The following is a 16,800-nucleotide window of genomic DNA, read 5'->3' as shown; positions in this document are numbered from 1 at the left end:
CCGGCCTCCCACGGCCCCGCTGGGCGGAGATGCGGGTGCGGGTCGGGCCCGTCGCCTAGGCTCGTCTGCATGCAGCGCATCATCGGAATCGAGGTCGAATACGGCATCTCGACCCCCACGGAGCCGACGGCCAACCCGATCCTCACCTCCACGCAGGCCGTTCTCGCCTATGCCGCCGCCGCGGGATTGCCGCGAGCCAAGCGGACCCGGTGGGACTACGAGGTGGAATCCCCGCTGCGTGACGCGCGTGGATTCGACCTGAGCCGGATGAGCGGGCCCGCCCCGATCATCGACGCCGACGAGGTCGGCGCGGCGAACATGATCCTCACCAACGGCGCCCGGCTCTACGTCGACCACGCCCACCCGGAGTACTCCGCACCCGAGGTCGTGGATCCGCTCGACGCGGTCATCTGGGACAAAGCGGGCGAGCGAGTGATGGAGGCGGCCGCCCGGCACGCCTCGAGCGTGCCAGGCGCCCCCCGGCTGCAGCTGTACAAGAACAACGTCGACGGCAAGGGCGCTTCCTACGGCACCCACGAGAACTACCTGATGAGCCGCGACACCCCGTTCAGCCACATCATCGCGGGCCTGACGCCGTTCTTCGTCTCCCGCCAGGTGATCTGTGGCGCGGGCCGGGTCGGCATCGGCCAGTCCGGCGACCACGCCGGTTTCCAGCTGTCCCAGCGCGCCGACTACATCGAGGTCGAGGTCGGCCTCGAGACCACGCTCAAGCGCGGCATCATCAACACCCGCGACGAGCCGCACGCCGACGCCGACAAGTACCGGCGACTGCACGTGATCATCGGCGACGCCAACCTCGCCGAGATGTCGACCTACCTCAAGGTCGGCACCACCGCGCTGGTGCTCGACATGATCGAGGGCGGCGAGGACCTCTCGGAGTTCCAGCTGGCCCGCCCGGTCACCGCCGTGCACCAGATCAGCCACGACCCGACGCTGCGCGCCACCGTCGCCCTCGCCGACGGCCGCGAGCTGACCGGCCTTGCGCTGCAACGGCTCTACCACGAGCGGGCCGCCAAATTCGTCCACCGCGAAGGCAACGACGACCCGCGCGTGCTCGACATCCTCGACAACTGGGCGATGGTCCTGGACCTGCTCGAGCGCGATCCGATGGAGGCCGCGCACCTGCTCGACTGGCCGGCCAAACTGCGCCTGCTCAAGGGTATGCGCACCCGGGAAGGGCTGGGCTGGGCCGCGCCGAAGCTGCACCTGATGGACCTGCAGTACTCCGATGTGCGCCTGGACAAGGGGCTCTACAACCGACTGGTCGCGCGCGGGTCGATGAAGCGGCTCGTCAGCGAGCAGCAGGTGCTCGACGCGATGACCAATCCGCCCACCGACACCCGCGCCTACTTCCGCGGTGAGTGTCTACGCCGGTTCGGCGCCGATATCGCCGCCGCCAGTTGGGATTCGGTGATCTTCGATCTCGGTGGTGATTCGCTGGTGCGGATTCCGACGCTGGAACCCCGCCGGGGCACGAAAGCGCACGTAGGAAAGCTGCTCGACGCCTCGCGCACCGCCGCGGAACTGGTCGAGCAGCTCACCCACTGATGCGTTGCGGGGCACGACCGCGCGACAATACGATCGCTATCGACCACCTTGTCGGATCGGCTCGGTAGGGTTGTGGGACACACACGATCATCGTGATGAGGAAGAGGAGGTCGGCTGCCATGGCACAAGAGCAGACCAAGCGCGCCGGGGGTGGCGACGAGGACGAGGGCCCCGAGGGCGTCGACGCGGCAGGGCAGGAACGCCGCGAAAAGCTCGCGGAGGAAACCGACGACTTGCTCGATGAAATCGATGACGTGCTCGAAGAGAACGCCGAAGACTTCGTGCGGGCATATGTGCAGAAGGGCGGCCAGTGACCCCAGGTGACCCCTTGCGCCTCCACGCGGGGCGGGCTCTCTCCTCGTTCACCGAACATCTCCGCATGCACGCTCCGGACCTGTTGCCCGCCAACAGGTTTCCGGCCTCGGATCTGACCGCGACGAAGGACCTGGCGCCGCACGGCACCACCATCGTCGCGGTCACCTACCGTGGCGGCGTACTGATCGCGGGCGACCGCAGGGCGACCATGGGCAACCTGCTCGCCAGCCGCGACACCGAGAAGGTGTACATCACCGACACTTTCTCGGCGGCTGGCATCGCGGGCACCGCGGGTATCGCGATCGAGATGGTTCGGCTGTTCGCGGTGGAGCTGGAGTACTACGAGAAGATCGAAGGCGTGCCGCTCACCTTCGACGGTAAAGCCAACAAGCTGTCGAAGATGGTTCGCGACAATCTGCCTGCCGCGATGCAGGGTTTGGCCGCGATCCCGCTGCTGGTCGGTTTCGACGACCAGATCCTCGACCCGGACCGGTCCGGTCGCATCGTGTCCTACGACGTGGTCGGCGGGCGCAGCGAGGAACGGTTCGGCTACACCGCCGTCGGCTCCGGCTCGATGTTCGCGAAGTCGTCGCTGAAGAAGCTCTACCAGCGCGGCATCGATCAGGATCGGGCCCTGCGGATCGCGGTGGAATCGCTGTTCGACGCCGCCGACGACGACACCGCCACCGGTGGTCCCGACATGCTGCGCGGGATCTTCCCGACAGCGGTGGTGATCGACGCCGACGGTGCGGACGAGATCGGCGAGGATCGTCTCGCCGAGATCGCCCGCGGTGTGATCGCCGATCGGGAAGCCGCGGAAGAAGGGGGCGCCGTCCGATGACGCTGCCGTATTACGCCTCGGCCGAGCAGATCATGCGCGACAAGACCGAGCTCGCCCGTAAGGGCATCGGTCGCGGTCGCAGCGTGATCGTGCTGGTCTACGCCGACGGCGTGCTGTTCGTCGCCGAGAACCCCTCGGCGACGTTGCACAAGGTGAGCGAGCTCTACGACCGCGTCGGATTCTCCGCGGTCGGTAAGTACAACGAGTTCGAGGCCCTGCGCCGTGGCGGCATCCTGCAGGCCGACCTCAAGGGTTACCAGTACGACCGGCGCGATGTCACCGGGCGTGGGCTGGCCAACCTGTACGCGCAGACCCTCGGGTCGATCTTCACCGATCAGCTCAAGCCCTACGAGGTGGAGATCTGCGTCGCCGAGGTGGGGTATCCCGAACAGTCACCGACTTCGGTGCTGTACCGGATCACCTTCGACGGGTCCATCGTCGACGAACGCGAGTACGTCGTCATGGGCGGCACCACCGAGCCGATCCTGACCCAGCTCAAAGCCACCTACAAGCCGGGTCTGTCGCTGGACGACGCGTTGAAGGTGGCGATCGGCGCACTGCTGGCCGGTCAGCCCGAAGCCGACAGGGACAAGCGTTCGCTCGGTGAGGCCTCCCTCGAGGTGGCCACGCTCGAGCAGCAGCGGCCGCGGCGGGCGTTCCGTAGGCTGCAGGGCCCGGCCTTGGAGGCGGCGCTCGCCGCGTCCAAGTCCAAGCCCAAGCCGGTGAAAGAGGCGAAGCTGCCAGAACCCGACGACGACGCGGGGAAATAACCCACCGTCACGATCATGATCGGGCCTGCGAATCACTCCGGTTCGCAGGCCCGATCTCGTCGTGTGCGCGGCGGTCGTTCGCTGTCCGAATCGTTGTGAACACGTATGCGAATGGGATGTCAGGAGCGCCGCGCGGGCACTGGTCATGGCTGTAGTGTCGATAGTGTGCAGCGACGAATCATGGGGATCGAGACCGAGTTCGGTGTGACATGCACCTTCCACGGTCACCGTCGGCTGTCCCCCGACGAGGTAGCCCGGTACTTGTTCCGCCGGGTGGTGTCCTGGGGCCGTAGCTCCAATGTCTTCCTTCGCAACGGTGCCAGGTTGTACCTCGACGTCGGATCGCATCCCGAGTACGCCACCGCCGAATGCGACAGCCTGGTGCAGTTGGTCACCCACGACCGGGCAGGCGAGCGGGTACTGGAAGACCTGCTCATAGACGCCGAACAGCGCCTCGCCGAGGAAGGCATCGGCGGCGACATCTACCTGTTCAAGAACAACACCGACTCCGCGGGCAACTCCTACGGCTGCCACGAGAACTTCCTCGTGGTCCGCGCGGGCGAGTTCTCCCGGATCTCCGATGTGTTGCTTCCGTTCCTGGTCACCCGCCAGCTCATCTGCGGGGCGGGCAAGGTACTGCAGACGCCCAAGGCGGCCACGTTCTGCCTGTCGCAGCGTGCCGAGCACATCTGGGAGGGCGTCTCCTCGGCGACCACTCGCTCGCGCCCGATCATCAATACCCGCGACGAGCCGCATGCCGACGCCGAGAAGTACCGGCGTCTGCATGTGATCGTCGGCGACTCCAACATGGCCGAACCGACCACCATGCTCAAGGTGGGTACGGCCTCGCTGGTGCTGGAGATGATCGAGGCGGGGGTGTCGTTCCGCGATTTCGCCCTCGACAACCCGATACGGGCCATTCGCGAGGTCAGCCACGATCTCACCGGCCGTCGTCCCGTGCGCCTGGCCGGCGGGCGTCAGGCCAGCGCCCTCGAGATCCAGCGCGAGTACTACGCCCGCGCCGTCGAGCACCTGCGCAACCGTGACCGCGATCCGCAGGTCGACGCGGTGGTGGATCTGTGGGGTCGTACCCTCGACGCGGTCGAGGCGCAGGACTTCGCCAAGGTCGACACCGAGATCGACTGGGTGATCAAGCGCAAGCTGTTCCAGCGCTATCAGGACCGATACAGCATGGAGATGTCGGATCCCAAGATCGCCCAGCTGGATCTGGCCTATCACGACATCAAGCGTGGTCGCGGTGTGTTCGACCTGCTCCAGCGCAAGGGTCTGGCCAAGCGGATCACCGAGGACGACGCTGTCGACGCCGCCGTGGACACCCCGCCGCAGACCACGCGGGCCAAACTGCGCGGTGACTTCATCACCGCCGCGCAGGAGGCGGGCCGCGATTTCACCGTCGACTGGGTGCACCTCAAGCTGAACGATCAGGCGCAGCGCACGGTGCTGTGCAAGGATCCGTTCCGATCGGTCGACGAGCGCGTCGACCGGCTGATCGCCTCGATGTAGGCGAACCCCTCAGGCGGGGGGACCACGACGGAACCGGTGGCGCATGGGAGCGATTGCGTAGGCGCCACCGGTTCCCTCGTGTGTAGGGCGGCTCAGTCCGCGGTGACGACCGTCGCGTACGTGGCGTTGAGCCCGGCGATGAACGCGGTGAGCGCCAATTCGAAACTGTCGTCATCGATTTCGTCGGCGATCGCGCGCAGCAGATGGGCCTGGTTCAGGTGCGGGTACCGGTCGCGGTACACCTGCACGTCGTCGGCGAACCCGCCGGCGAACGAGCCGACCGTCGAACCCATGACCAGGTAGCGGGTGGCCGCGCCGATCATGGTCGCGTAGCGCGGTGGCCAGCCCGCACCGACCAGACCGCCGTGCACGGCGTCGGCCGCGCGGAGATTCTCGGCGCGGCGCCCCGGGCCCGTTGCCAGGTACGGCACGAAATTCGGGTGGGTGGCCAGTGCCGCGCGATAGCTGCGTGCCCAGTCAGCGAGTGCTCGATCCCAGCTCACCGTGTCGAAGGTCGAGGTATCGACCAGGCTCATGATGCCGGTGGCGATGTCGTCGAACAGCTCGTCCTTGTTCGGGTAGTGGCCGTAGAGCGAGGCGGCCTGCACGCCGAGTTCGGCGCCCAGCTTGCGCATGGAGACCTCGGCGAGTCCGTCGCGGTCGATCAGGACCAGCGCGGCGTCGCGAATTCGCTCGCGGCTCAACAGCGGTACGCGCGGCCTCGCCATGTGCTCCTCCATCTCTCGTCGGGGAATCGAACGGTATCACCGATGCCGAAAACGACTCTTGATTAACCGAACGGCGTTAGGATACGGTGCCCCAGTAAACCTAACGCCGTTTGGTTCAGGAGTGGTTCCGTGGATTTCCAGCTCACCCCCGCGCAGTCCGACCTGCGCGAACTCGCCCGCACGTGGGTGGACAAGGAAGTCGTGCCGTATGCCGCCCAGTGGGATCGCGACGAATCGGTGGATCCGAAGATCGTCGGCAAGCTCGGTGCGCTGGGCTTCCTCGGCATCGGGATCGCCGAGGAATACGGTGGCTCCGGCGGCGACACCTTCGACTACTGCCTGCTGCTCGAGGAGCTCGGGCGCGGTGACAGCGCGGTGCGCGGCATCGTGTCGGTCTCGCTCGGCCTGTTCGGCAAATCGATCGCCGCGTACGGCACCGAGGAGCAGAAGCAGCGGTTCCTGCCGGGGATCTGCGCGGGTGAGCAGCTCGGGTGTTTCGCGCTGACCGAACCCGGCACCGGCTCGGACGCGGCGAACCTCGACACCCGTGCGACACGTGACGGTTCGGACTGGGTCCTGTCCGGGACCAAGATCTTCATCACCAACGGCACCTGGGCCGATCACGCGCTGGTCTTCGCGCGGACCGGCGGTCCGGGGCCCAAGGGCGTCACGGCGTTCGTGGTGCCGACGGACGCACCGGGTTTCGGCCGGACCGAGATCAAGGGCAAGCTCGGTCTGCGCGGCCAGGCCACCGCCGAACTCGTCCTCGACGGGGTTCGGGTGCCCGACGCGCTGCGCCTCGGCGAGGAAGGGCAGGGCTTCCGGATCGCGATGTCCGCGCTCGACAAGGGCCGTATCGGGGTCGCGTCCGGGTGCGTCGGGCTGGCGCGTGCCTGCCTCGAAGCCGCGGTGCGTTACGCCGGTGAGCGTGAACAGTTCGGCAAGCCGATCGCCGGCTACCAGCTGGTGCAAGAACTCCTGTCCGATATCGCCGTCGACACCGACGCCGCACGGCTACTCGCTTGGCGCGCCGCCGATCTCGCCGACCGCGGCGAACCTTTCGGCACCGCCGCGTCGATGGCGAAGTTGTTCGCCTCCGAGGCGGCGGTCTCCGCCGCCAACAACGCGATCCAGGTGTTCGGCGGCTACGGCTACATCGATGAATACCCCGTCGCCAAGTACCTGCGCGACGCCCGCGTGCTGACCCTCTACGAGGGCACCACCCAGATCCAGAAGCTGCTCATCGGGCGCGCCCTCACCGGCGTGAATGCCATTGTCTGATACAGGAGTACGACCCATGATCCACCGAACAGCCCTCGTCACCGGGGCGGCCCGCGGCATCGGCGCGGCGACCGCAGCCCGCTTGGCCGACGACGGATTCGCCGTGGCCGTCGTCGATCTCGACGCCGATGCCGCGGTACTGGCCGCCGGGCAGATCAACGCGGCGGGCGGCACCGCGATCGGCATCGGCTGCGACGTCGCCGACGAGGCGCAGGTAGCCGCCGCCGTCGCGCGCACCGTGGCGGACTTCGGCTCGCTCGACGTCCTGGTGAACAACGCGGGCGTGCTGCGCGACAACCTGCTGTTCAAGATGTCGGTCGAGGACTGGGACACCGTCATGGCGGTGCACCTGCGCGGTGCGTTCCTGTGCTGCAAGGCCGCGCAGAAACACATGGTGGACAACGGCGGCGGCGCCATCGTCAACACCTCGAGCGTCTCGGCGCTCGGCACCCGTGGTCAGGCCAACTACGCGGCGGCGAAAGCAGGCATCCAGGGCCTGACCCGCACGCTGGCCATGGAACTCGGCCCGTTCGGGATTCGCGTCAACGCTGTGGCACCCGGCTTCATCGCCACCGAGATGACCGCGGCCACCGCGGCGCGCAGGGGCATGAGCGCCGAGGAGCTGCAGGCGAAGACCGCCGAGATCACCCCGCTGCGCCGGGTCGGCCTGCCTGCCGACATCGCGAATGTGGTCGCCTTCCTCGCCTCCGACAATGCCGGGTTCGTCACCGGACAGACCGTGTATGTCGACGGCGGACGTCGTCTCTAGATTTCGGAGAACCATCATGCAGAGAACAGTTTTCAACGACGAGCACGAGGCATTCCGCAAGACCGTGCGCGCGTTCATCGAATCGCAGGTCGCACCGGTCTACGACCAGTGGTACGAGGCGGGCATCGTGCCGCGCGAGTTCTACGGCAAGCTGGCCGATCTCGGTGTGTTCGGGATCGAGGTGCCGGAGGAATACGGCGGCGCCGGCATCGAGTCGTTCAAATTCCAGGCGATTCTGCTGGAGGAAACCACTCGCGCCGGTGTGTCTTTCGGTGGTTCGGGCGTGCACGTGGGCCTGTGCCTGCCGTATCTGAAGAATCTCGCGACCGAAGAACAGAAGCAGCGCTGGCTGCCGGGGTTCGTCTCGGGCGAGATCATGTTCGCGATCGCGATGACCGAGCCAGGCACCGGCTCCGACCTCGCCGGAATGCGGACCACCGCGCAGCTTTCCGAGGACGGCACGCACTACGTGCTCAACGGTTCCAAGACGTTCATCACCGGTGGTGTGCACGCCGATCGGGTGATCGTGTGCGCGCGGACCGCCCCGGCCTCGGAAACCGATCGGCGCCACGGGATCTCACTGCTCGTCGTCGATACGAACTCGCCGGGATACGCGGTGGGCCGCAAGCTGGACAAGCTGGGTCTGAAGGTGTCCGACACGGCCGAGCTGTCGTTCACCGACGTGCGGGTGCCGGTCTCGGATCTGCTGGGCGAGGCGAACCAGGGTTTCAGCTACCTGGGCCAGAATCTGCCCCAGGAACGTCTCTCGATCGCGCTCGGCGCCTATGCCCAGGCCAAGGCGGCGATTCGGTTCACCCTCGAATACACGAGGGGCCGCAACGTTTTCGGTCAGCCGGTCGCGCAGTTCCAGAACACCAAGTTCGAACTGGCCGCCTGTCAGGCCGAGGTCGATGCGGTCGAGGCGGTCGTCGACCGGGCGCTGGAGGCCCTCGACCGCGATGAGCTCACCGCCGCCGACGCGGCCTCGGCCAAACTGTTCTGCTCCGAGGTGGCCTCGCGGGTGATCGACCGCTGCCTGCAGTTGCACGGTGGCTACGGCTACATCAACGAGTACCCGGTGGCCCGCCTGTACGCCGACAACCGGGTCAACCGGATCTACGGCGGCACCAGCGAGGTGATGAAGATGATCATCGCCAAGGACATGGGCTTGTGACGGGCGCCGCGTATCTGGTCGACGGCGTGCGGACGCCGTTCGGCCGGTACGGGGGCGCGTTGGCCGACGTGCGCCCCGACGACCTTGCCGCGCACGCGATCGCCGCGCTGGTAGCGCGCCTGCCGAGTGTGGATTTCGGCGCCGTCGACGATGTGGTGTTCGGCTGCGTGAACCAGGCCGGCGAGGACAATCGCAATGTCGCGCGGATGGCGGCCCTGCTGGCCGGGTTGCCGGTGACCGTGCCCGGTCTCACCGTGAACCGGCTGTGCTCGTCCGGTCTGGACGCCGTGGGCTCCGCGGCCAGAGCGATCCGGTCCGGTGACGCGGACCTGGTGATCGCCGGTGGGGTGGAGTCGATGACCCGGTCGCCGTATGTGCTACCGAAAAGCGGTGCGCCTTGGGATCGTTCCGCGCAACTGGCCGACACCACGATCGGCTGGCGGTTCGTCAATCCGCGGATGCGCGAACGGTACGGCACGGACACGATGCCCGAGACCGCGCAGAACATCGCCGACGAGTACGGCATCGCGCGTGCCGATCAGGACGCGTTCGCGTTGCGCTCGCAGCAGCGGGCGGCGCTGGCGATCGACCGGGGCAGGCTGGCGCGCGAGATCACGGCGGTGCCGGTGCCGCGGCGGCGCGGTGAACCGGTGCTCGTCGATCGGGACGAACATCCGCGCGAGACCAGCGCGGAGTCGCTGGCGGCGTTGCGGGCGGTGGTGCCCGGCGGATCGATCACCGCGGGCAATTCCTCGGGGATCAATGACGGCGCCGCCGCTCTACTACTTGCTTCCGAGGACGCTGTTCGTCGGTACGGTCTCACCCCGCTGGCACGGGTCGGGGCGGTGGCCGCGGCCGGTGTCGCGCCGCGAACCATGGGTATCGGGCCGGTGCCCGCCGTCGAAAAACTCCTCGCCCGAACAGGGTTGGAAATCGGTGAGATCGACGTCATCGAGCTCAACGAAGCCTTCGCCGCGCAGGCCCTCGCGGTGTTGCGCGGGCTCGGCCTGCCCGACGACGCCGAGCACGTCAATCCCAACGGCGGTGCGATCGCGCTCGGACATCCGCTCGGTGCCAGCGGTGCGCGGCTGGCGCTCACCGCGGCACTCGAACTCGTCGAACGCGACGCGCGCCATGCGATCGCCACCCTGTGCGTCGGCGTGGGACAAGGCCTCGCTGTCCACCTCCATCGCTTCGAACACTAGGAACACCGTGAACGCCACTCTGTCTCTGGCGAGCATCCTCGCCGAACCAGCCCGTCGCCGACCGAACCACCTCGCCCTGATCGAAGGCGACACCCGCATCACCTTCGCTGATCTGTGGCGCCAGGCCCGCGAACAAGCAGGCGCCCTGATCGCGCGTGGAGTGAAGCCCGGTGACCGGGTCGGGCTGCTGTGTCCGAACACCGCCGACTTCCCGCGCGCCTACTTCGCCATCCTGGCCGCGGGCGCGACGGTGGTGCCCGTGCATCTGCTGCTCACCGCGCCGGAGATGGAGTACGTGCTGCGCGACAGCGGCGCCTCGTCGCTGATCTGTCATCCGATGGTCGCGGCCACGGGTGCCGAAGCCGCTCGCAACGCGGGCATCGATGTGGTGGCGCCCGAAGAGCTGGTCGGCGAGGCGATTCCGAACTTCGTCTCCCGTGGTCCCCTCGATACCGCTGTCGTCTTCTACACCAGCGGCACCACCGGAACGCCCAAGGGAGCCGAACTCAGCCATCTCAACATGGTGATGTGCGCGACGGTGAACACCTTCGACGCCAATGAGATCCACCGCGACGACATCGCACTCGGCGCGCTGCCGCTGTTCCACGTGTTCGGGCAGACGGTGTCGATGAACTCGCACTGGCGGGTCGGCGGCACCTTGGTGCTGATGCCGAGATTCGATGCGGCCGCGGCTATTTCGCTGATGGCGGCCGAGCGGGTCAACCTGTTCCACGGTGTGCCCACCATGTATCTGTCGCTGATCGAGGCGGCGGCATCGGCACCGCGATTGCCGGAGCTGAAACTGTGCATCAGCGGTGGCGCCGCACTGCCCGTGGCCGTGCTCGAGGAATTCGAGCGCGTTTTCCACGCGCCGGTGCTCGAGGGATACGGCCTGTCGGAGACCTCACCGACCGCCGCGGTGAACCAGCCGTCCTTCGGCACCGAAGCGGGCACCGTGGGACATCCGGTGTGGGGAGTCGACGTGGAGATCGCCGATCCCGCGATTGCCGATCGCATCGAATTGCTGCCCATCGGCGCCGTGGGGGAGGTGGTGGTGCGCGGGCACAACGTGTTCAGCGGCTACACCGGTAGGCCGGAGGCGACCGCGGCGGCCGTGATCGACGGCTGGTTCCGGACCGGCGATCTCGGTACCCGCGACGAAACCGGCCGGGTACGCATCGTCGACCGGATCAAGGAGATGATCCTGCGCGGTGGTTTCAACGTCTATCCGACCGAGGTGGAAGCGGCCCTCATGCGGCACCCGCACATCGCGCAGGTCGCGGTGATCGGCGTGCCCGACCCGCATTACGGTGAGGAGGTCGTGGCGGTCGTCGTGCCGGACGGCGCGCTGACCGAGCAGGATGTGATCGACTTCGCCAAGGCGCAGGTCGCGAAGTACAAGTACCCGCGCCGCGTCGAATTCGTCACCGAGCTACCGCTCGGTCCCACCCACAAGGTTCTCAAGCGCGAACTGCGCCAACGTTTCGGAGGAGCGGCATGACAACGGATTTCGCCGATTTCGACGCCGTGCGCGCCGCGGTCGGAACCGAACTGGGCCCCAGCGAGTGGGTCACTATCGACCAGCGCCGCATCGACCTGTTCGCCGAAGCCACCGGCGACCACCAGTGGATCCACGTCGACGCCGTACGCGCCGCCGCGGGCGCGTACGGCACCACCATCGCCCACGGGCTGCTCACCCTGTCGCTGATCGTGCCGATGACCCAACAGATCATGAGCGTCAGCGCTGCGAATGTGGGCATCAACTACGGCTTCGACCGAGTTCGTTTCCTCACGCCTGTCCCCGTCGACAGCCGCATCCGCGCCCATCTCACCCTCGCCGAGGTCACCGAAGTTCCCGGCGGCGTCCAAATCCATCGCCACGTCACCGTCGAACTCGAGAACGCCCCCCGCCCGGCGTGTGTGGCCGATTCCATCGCCCGCTTCCTCCTGTGACTAGCGGAGTTCTCCGCTGATGACCCAGAGGTGGCCGAACGGGTCCTCCACCCGGCCCTGGCGCTTGCCGTAGGGGCGGTTCTCGACAGGGATCACCAACTCGGCGCCGTAGCGCACCATCCGGTGCGCTACGGAGTCCGGGTCGGCAACGGTGAGCTCGAGCAGGACGGGCGAGCCGCCCAGCGATCGGGGATCGGACCACCCCCACTCCTCGACACTCTGCGCCAGGGCGAACACGACAGCGCCGAGCGAGAGTTCGGCATGGTTCACCACGCCGTGGTCATCGGCGACTCGAAGACGCACCTCGGCTCCGAGCGCCTCGGTGTAGAAGGTGATCGCTGCCTGCGCATCGGAGACCAGCAGCTTCGGGACCAGGTGGTTGTTCATCCCTCCATGCTCACCGGGCGGGGCGTTGTCGGCCTTGTAGATTTCGGCCCTCTTCGTCGAGCCACTCGGTGGGCGTGGTGTTCATGAGGTCGCGGAAGTCGTGCACGAGGTGGCTCTGGTCGTGGTAGCCCGAATCGGCTGCCACCTGCGCCCAGGTGGCAGCGCCTGTACCCGCACGGCGCACCGCGGACTCCATACGGGCCACGCGGGAGGCGAACTTCGGGGTGATCCCCAGCGAGCGTCGCATCACGTATCGCAATCGCCGGGGGCTCAGGTGCACCTCGTGCGCGAGATCGTCGATCGAAGCCGTCCCGCTACCGGCTCGGATCAGGTCCAGCGCTCGGTAGGCGTCGTCGGCTCGGGTGTCGGGATCTGCCCGGTACAGCTGGTCGAGGAGCCGAATTCGCAGCAGCGTCTCGCGGTGACCGACGGGACGGTCCGCCAACTCCTCGCACAGCGAGTTCACCCACGGCACAACAGCATCGGCGATGACACCGCCCGCGTCCACTTCGCTGATCGGCATGCCGATCAGCCTGCGCAAGGCCGCGGCCGACAACTCGACATAGGCCGTCGGCTGCCCCGGTAGCAGGGTCGTGACCGGCGTCGCGATCCCGGGCCGCATCAATCCGGCCACCACAGCCTGGGCGTTGAGGGTCCGTCCGTCGTAGTCGACCTCGATCGGGGCACCGAGGCTGACGACCAACCGCGCGGACAGCGTGGGAACGGCGCGATGGGGACGAGCGCGACCGACGTGCTCGCTGAGCGCCACCACGCCGATGCCCGCGGCACGGCATGTCAGACGTAGGTCCACCGTCACAGTGTCTCATCCACCGACCGGAACTAGCCCTCGGCGAGTAGGCGCTCGACGGTTTCGACCTTGGTGTTCAGAGCGTCGGTGACGCCGGGGCGGAGGTCGGCCTTGAGGACCAGACTGCAGCGCGGGGCGGTGGCGAGGATGGCGTCGGTGGCGGCCTTGATCACCGCCATCACCTCGTCCCACTCGCCTTCGATGGTGGTGAACATCGCGTCGGTGTGATTCGGGAGGCCGGAATCACGGACCACGCGAACGGCCGCGGCGACAGCTTCGCCGACCGAGCCGTCGGCGTGGGCGGCACCGCTGGGGGCGACGGAGAAGGCAACGAGCATCGTGGGTCCTTTCGCTGGGGGCGCTGTCCATGGTCCCCGGCCGCGGCACAACTGTGCGCCGACGCGCGGGGGAGAGGGCGCGACCATTACCCTCTATCGGGTGGCGATATCCAAGGTCGAGCGGCTGATGAATCTGGTCATCGCGCTGCTGTCGACCAGGCAGTTCCTGAGCGCGGAACGTATTCGCGCCAGTGTGGCCGGTTACGAGGACTCCGCGACCGACGAGGCGTTCAGCCGGATGTTCGAGCGCGACAAGAACGAACTGCGTGATCTGGGCATCCCCTTGGAAGTCGGTCCGGTGGGAAGGTTCTCGACACTCGAGGGGTATCGGATCAACCGGGACGCCTACGAACTGCCCGATATCGACCTGTCCAGCGAGGAAGCCGCAGCGGTCGCCGTCGCGGTGCAGATGTGGGCCTCACCGGAATTGGCGGGGGCGGCCGAGGGCGCGCTGTTGAAGTTGCGCGCGGCCGGTGTCACCGTCGAGACCGACAACGTCGGGGTGTCGGTTCCCGCGGTGCCCGCGCGCACCCGCGGGTCGGAGCCGGTGTTGCGGGAACTGCTCGCCGCGATCGATGCGGGACAGGCCGTGCGTTTCGGCCACCACAGTGCCGTCACCGATCCGTTCGTGACCCGCGATGTCGAACCGTGGGGCGTGGTGACTCGGCACGGGCGCTGGTACCTCGTCGGGCACGACCGCGAACGTGACGCCGTTCGCACGTTCCGGCTGTCGCGGATCGGCGGCCAGGTGCGGCCGTACGGTCCGGTCGACGCGGTGCACAAGCCCGCGCACACCGATCTGCGCGCGATCGTCGACCGGGTCACCGGCGATGCTCCCGTCACCGGGTCGGCCACCGTGTGGGTCGCCAAGGGCCGTGGGCGTGAATTGCGCCGCATCGGCACCGAAGTCGAGACCCGCGATCTGGGCGGTCGCCCCGGCTCGGTGCTCGAGGTACCGGTCCGATCCAGGGACTGGGTCGCCCGGTTGATCACCGGCCTGGGCCCCGACGTCCTCGTTCTCGAACCACCGGAACTGCGCGCCGATGTGATGGACCGGCTACGGTCGGTACTCGACCACACGGAGGTCACGTCGTGAGTTCGCGTCTTTCCCTACGACTTTCGCGCCTGCTGAACATGGTGCCGTACTTACTCGCGCACCCGGGTATCAGCGCGGCCGAGGCCGCCGCGGAACTCGGTGTCACCACCAAACAGCTGATGAGCGACCTCAACCAGCTGTGGATGTGCGGTTTGCCGGGCTACGGCCCCGGCGATCTGATCGACCTGTCGTTCTCCGAGGAGAGCATCGAGGTCACCTTCTCGGCCGGGATCGAACGGCCGCTGCGGTTGACCTCCACCGAGGCCACCGCGCTGCTGGTGGCGCTTCGCTCGATCGTGGAGATGCCGGGCATGGTCGACCCGACCGCCGCGCACGCCGCCATCGCCAAGATCGAATCGGCGATCGCCAGCACCGATGCGGTGGTCGCGGGCAAACCGGTCGAGGTCCCTATCGAGAAGCCGGTGGTCGCGACCGTGCGCGCCGCGCTGGCCGACGCGCGGGCCCTGCGCCTGGTCTATTACTCCGCCAGCCGCGACGAGGTGTCCGAGCGCATCGTCGACCCGATTCGGGTGGTGCTGGTCGACAACAACAGCTACCTGCAGGCCTGGTGCAGGCAGGCCGAAGGCGTTCGCCTGTTCCGGTTCGATCGGATCGAGGATGCCACCGAACTCGACGAGCCGGCCCACGCGCCGAGCCACGCCGCCACCGACGCGGCCGCACTCGACCTGTTCCAGGACGACCCCGACGTGCCGCTGGCCCGGCTGCGGATCCGCGCCGATTACGCGTGGGTGCTCGACCAGTACCCGATGCACCGCATCGAGTCACGCGCCGACGGCAGCATCGAGGCGGGTATGCGCTTCGCCTCGCCGGACTGGATGGCCCGGCTGCTGCTCGGCTTCGGGACCGGCGTCACCGTCCTCGGGCCGTCGGAACTGGTGGCGGCCGTGCGCTCGCGCGCCGACGCCGCCCTGGCCGCCTACGCGGCCGCCGGACTGGTGGGGGAGACCGAACCCGCGTGAGTCAGCGAGTACTTGTCCTCGGTGCGGGCAGCGTCGGGGTATTCATCGGCGGTCATCTGGCCGCCGCGGGCATGGAAGTGATCTTCGTCGGCCGTCAGCGGATCCTCGACGACATCGCCGAGCACGGCCTGCGCCTGACCGATCTGGACGGCGGTTCGACCGAGGTCGCGCCCGACCGGTTCGGCCTCGCGCTCGAACCGGACGAACCCGAGTTGGCCGACCTGGTCCTTGTGACGGTGAAATCGGCCGACACCGCCGCCGCCGTTCGTGCCGTCGCGGGCCGATTACGCCCCGGCACGCCGGTGGTGAGCCTGCAGAACGGCATCGGCAACGCCAGCGTGATCAGAGAGATCCTGCCGACCAGCATCGCGCTGGCCGGAATGGTGATGTTCAACGTGGTGCACAGCGGTCGCGGGTGCTTCCACCGCGCCAGCGATGGCGACCTCGCGATCCAGGACGACAAGGTCGTCGACCGCTTCGCCGACGGTTTCCGGGCGGCGGGACTGCCGCTGCGCCGCCACCGCGACCTGCGTCCGGTGCAATGGGCGAAGCTGCTGCTCAACCTGAACAATCCGATCAACGCGCTGTCGGGCAGGCCATTGCGCGAGGAGCTCGCCGAACGCGACTACCGCCGCTGCCTCGCCCTCACTCAGTCCGAAGCCCTCGCCGTGATGAACACTGCGCGAATTCGGCCCGCGCAGCTCACCCCCGTTCCGCCCGAGCTGATGGTGCATCTACTGCGTGTTCCCGACGCCGTCTTCCGGCGGGTGTTCGGCCGGGTGCTCGCCATCGACCCGCTCGCGCGCTCGTCGATGGCCGATGACCTGGCACTCGGCCGGCGCACCGAAATCGCATGGCTGTGTGGGGAAATCGTGCGCCTCGGCGAGATGGTGGGACATCCCACGCCGGTCAACCGGAAGTTGACGGAACTGATCAGGATCGCCGAGTCCGGCGATACCGCACGGTTCACCGGAAGCCGGTTGCTCGCCGAGCTGACCGGGGCGGCGGTCGCTGTCGCGGATTGAACGCGTGGCGAACACCGATGCGGCTGGGCGTCCGCCA

18 protein-coding genes are annotated in these 16,800 nt (G+C 67.8%); 14 read left to right on the top strand and 4 right to left on the bottom strand.

The annotated features are described in order from the left end of the window. Positions 1-69: 69 nt before the first annotated feature. From dop to pafA, 5 genes are all read left to right on the top strand, one after another. A complete protein-coding gene (gene dop, locus OHS03_RS15430; protein ID WP_328663493.1) occupies positions 70-1,569 on the top strand; it encodes a depupylase/deamidase Dop in 1,500 nt (499 codons plus the stop codon). 119 nt (positions 1,570-1,688) lie between these two features. Next, on the top strand, positions 1,689-1,883 hold the full coding sequence (locus OHS03_RS15425) for a ubiquitin-like protein Pup (RefSeq protein ID WP_019047503.1): 195 nt from the start codon (positions 1,689-1,691) through the stop codon (positions 1,881-1,883). Continuing rightward, complete coding sequence (gene prcB / locus OHS03_RS15420; protein ID WP_062983401.1) at positions 1,880-2,725, top strand: proteasome subunit beta; 846 nt, start codon at positions 1,880-1,882, stop codon at positions 2,723-2,725. The genes OHS03_RS15425 and prcB overlap by 4 nt, the downstream gene beginning before the upstream one ends. Next, positions 2,722-3,495 carry a proteasome subunit alpha gene (prcA, locus tag OHS03_RS15415; protein WP_328663492.1) on the top strand — a complete coding sequence of 258 codons (774 nt, stop codon included), beginning with the start codon at positions 2,722-2,724 and terminating at the stop codon, positions 3,493-3,495. The genes prcB and prcA overlap by 4 nt, the downstream gene beginning before the upstream one ends. Positions 3,496-3,660: 165 nt before the next feature. After that, positions 3,661-5,019 carry a Pup--protein ligase gene (gene pafA / locus OHS03_RS15410; RefSeq protein ID WP_194824832.1) on the top strand — a complete coding sequence of 453 codons (1,359 nt, stop codon included), beginning with the start codon at positions 3,661-3,663 and terminating at the stop codon, positions 5,017-5,019. Between the two features lie 92 nt (positions 5,020-5,111). Here pafA and OHS03_RS15405 read toward each other — a convergent pair whose 3' ends face one another. Beyond that, positions 5,112-5,747 (bottom strand): TetR/AcrR family transcriptional regulator, encoded by a 636-nt coding sequence (locus OHS03_RS15405; protein ID WP_056815272.1) that lies wholly within the window; start codon positions 5,745-5,747, stop codon positions 5,112-5,114. Positions 5,748-5,876: 129 nt separating this feature from the next. Here OHS03_RS15405 and OHS03_RS15400 point away from each other — a divergent pair, with 129 nt between their 5' ends. Genes OHS03_RS15400 through OHS03_RS15375 form a run of 6 tightly spaced genes read left to right on the top strand, consistent with a single transcriptional unit; the run spans position 5,877 to position 12,129 of the window. Further along, on the top strand, positions 5,877-7,028 hold the full coding sequence (locus OHS03_RS15400; protein ID WP_194824834.1) for an acyl-CoA dehydrogenase family protein: 1,152 nt from the start codon (positions 5,877-5,879) through the stop codon (positions 7,026-7,028). A gap of 16 nt (positions 7,029-7,044) precedes the next feature. Continuing rightward, complete coding sequence (fabG, locus tag OHS03_RS15395; protein ID WP_063006451.1) at positions 7,045-7,797, top strand: 3-oxoacyl-ACP reductase FabG; 753 nt, start codon at positions 7,045-7,047, stop codon at positions 7,795-7,797. 16 nt (positions 7,798-7,813) lie between these two features. Continuing rightward, complete coding sequence (locus OHS03_RS15390; RefSeq protein ID WP_328663490.1) at positions 7,814-8,971, top strand: acyl-CoA dehydrogenase family protein; 1,158 nt, start codon at positions 7,814-7,816, stop codon at positions 8,969-8,971. After that, entirely contained in the window at positions 8,968-10,176 is a 1,209-nt protein-coding gene (gene pcaF / locus OHS03_RS15385; protein ID WP_328663488.1) for a 3-oxoadipyl-CoA thiolase, read from the top strand. The genes OHS03_RS15390 and pcaF overlap by 4 nt, the downstream gene beginning before the upstream one ends. A 7-nt stretch (positions 10,177-10,183) precedes the next feature. Beyond that, on the top strand, positions 10,184-11,677 hold the full coding sequence (locus tag OHS03_RS15380) for a long-chain-fatty-acid--CoA ligase (RefSeq protein ID WP_328663486.1): 1,494 nt from the start codon (positions 10,184-10,186) through the stop codon (positions 11,675-11,677). After that, positions 11,674-12,129, top strand: a complete 456-nt coding sequence (locus OHS03_RS15375; RefSeq protein ID WP_328663483.1) for a MaoC family dehydratase — start codon at positions 11,674-11,676, stop codon at positions 12,127-12,129. The genes OHS03_RS15380 and OHS03_RS15375 overlap by 4 nt, the downstream gene beginning before the upstream one ends. Here OHS03_RS15375 and OHS03_RS15370 read toward each other — a convergent pair whose 3' ends face one another. The 3 genes from OHS03_RS15370 to OHS03_RS15360 are packed head-to-tail and all read right to left on the bottom strand — an operon-like array spanning position 12,130 to position 13,662. Further along, positions 12,130-12,516 carry a VOC family protein gene (locus tag OHS03_RS15370; protein ID WP_328663481.1) on the bottom strand — a complete coding sequence of 129 codons (387 nt, stop codon included), beginning with the start codon at positions 12,514-12,516 and terminating at the stop codon, positions 12,130-12,132. A 10-nt stretch (positions 12,517-12,526) separates the two neighbouring features. Beyond that, positions 12,527-13,327, bottom strand: coding sequence for a helix-turn-helix domain-containing protein (locus tag OHS03_RS15365; RefSeq protein WP_328663479.1), 801 nt, complete (start codon positions 13,325-13,327; stop codon positions 12,527-12,529). 29 nt (positions 13,328-13,356) lie between these two features. After that, positions 13,357-13,662: a thiamine-binding protein gene (locus OHS03_RS15360; RefSeq protein ID WP_328663477.1), complete on the bottom strand. Its 306-nt coding sequence runs from the start codon at positions 13,660-13,662 to the stop codon at positions 13,357-13,359. Positions 13,663-13,762: 100 nt separating this feature from the next. Here OHS03_RS15360 and OHS03_RS15355 point away from each other — a divergent pair, with 100 nt between their 5' ends. From OHS03_RS15355 to OHS03_RS15345, 3 genes are read left to right on the top strand one after another with little or no spacing between them, the layout of a single operon-like run. Further along, entirely contained in the window at positions 13,763-14,758 is a 996-nt protein-coding gene (locus OHS03_RS15355; protein WP_082843757.1) for a helix-turn-helix transcriptional regulator, read from the top strand. Continuing rightward, entirely contained in the window at positions 14,755-15,738 is a 984-nt protein-coding gene (locus OHS03_RS15350; RefSeq protein WP_328663476.1) for a helix-turn-helix transcriptional regulator, read from the top strand. Before OHS03_RS15355 ends, OHS03_RS15350 begins: the two co-directional genes overlap by 4 nt. Beyond that, complete coding sequence (locus OHS03_RS15345) at positions 15,735-16,763, top strand: 2-dehydropantoate 2-reductase (RefSeq protein ID WP_328663474.1); 1,029 nt, start codon at positions 15,735-15,737, stop codon at positions 16,761-16,763. Before OHS03_RS15350 ends, OHS03_RS15345 begins: the two co-directional genes overlap by 4 nt. Positions 16,764-16,800 lie beyond the last annotated feature (37 nt).

Source organism: Nocardia salmonicida (genome assembly GCF_036142455.1).
GTDB lineage: Bacteria > Actinomycetota > Actinomycetes > Mycobacteriales > Mycobacteriaceae > Nocardia > Nocardia salmonicida.
Note: the sequence above shows the minus strand (reverse complement) of the source record. Positions and strands in the feature narration are given on the sequence as shown.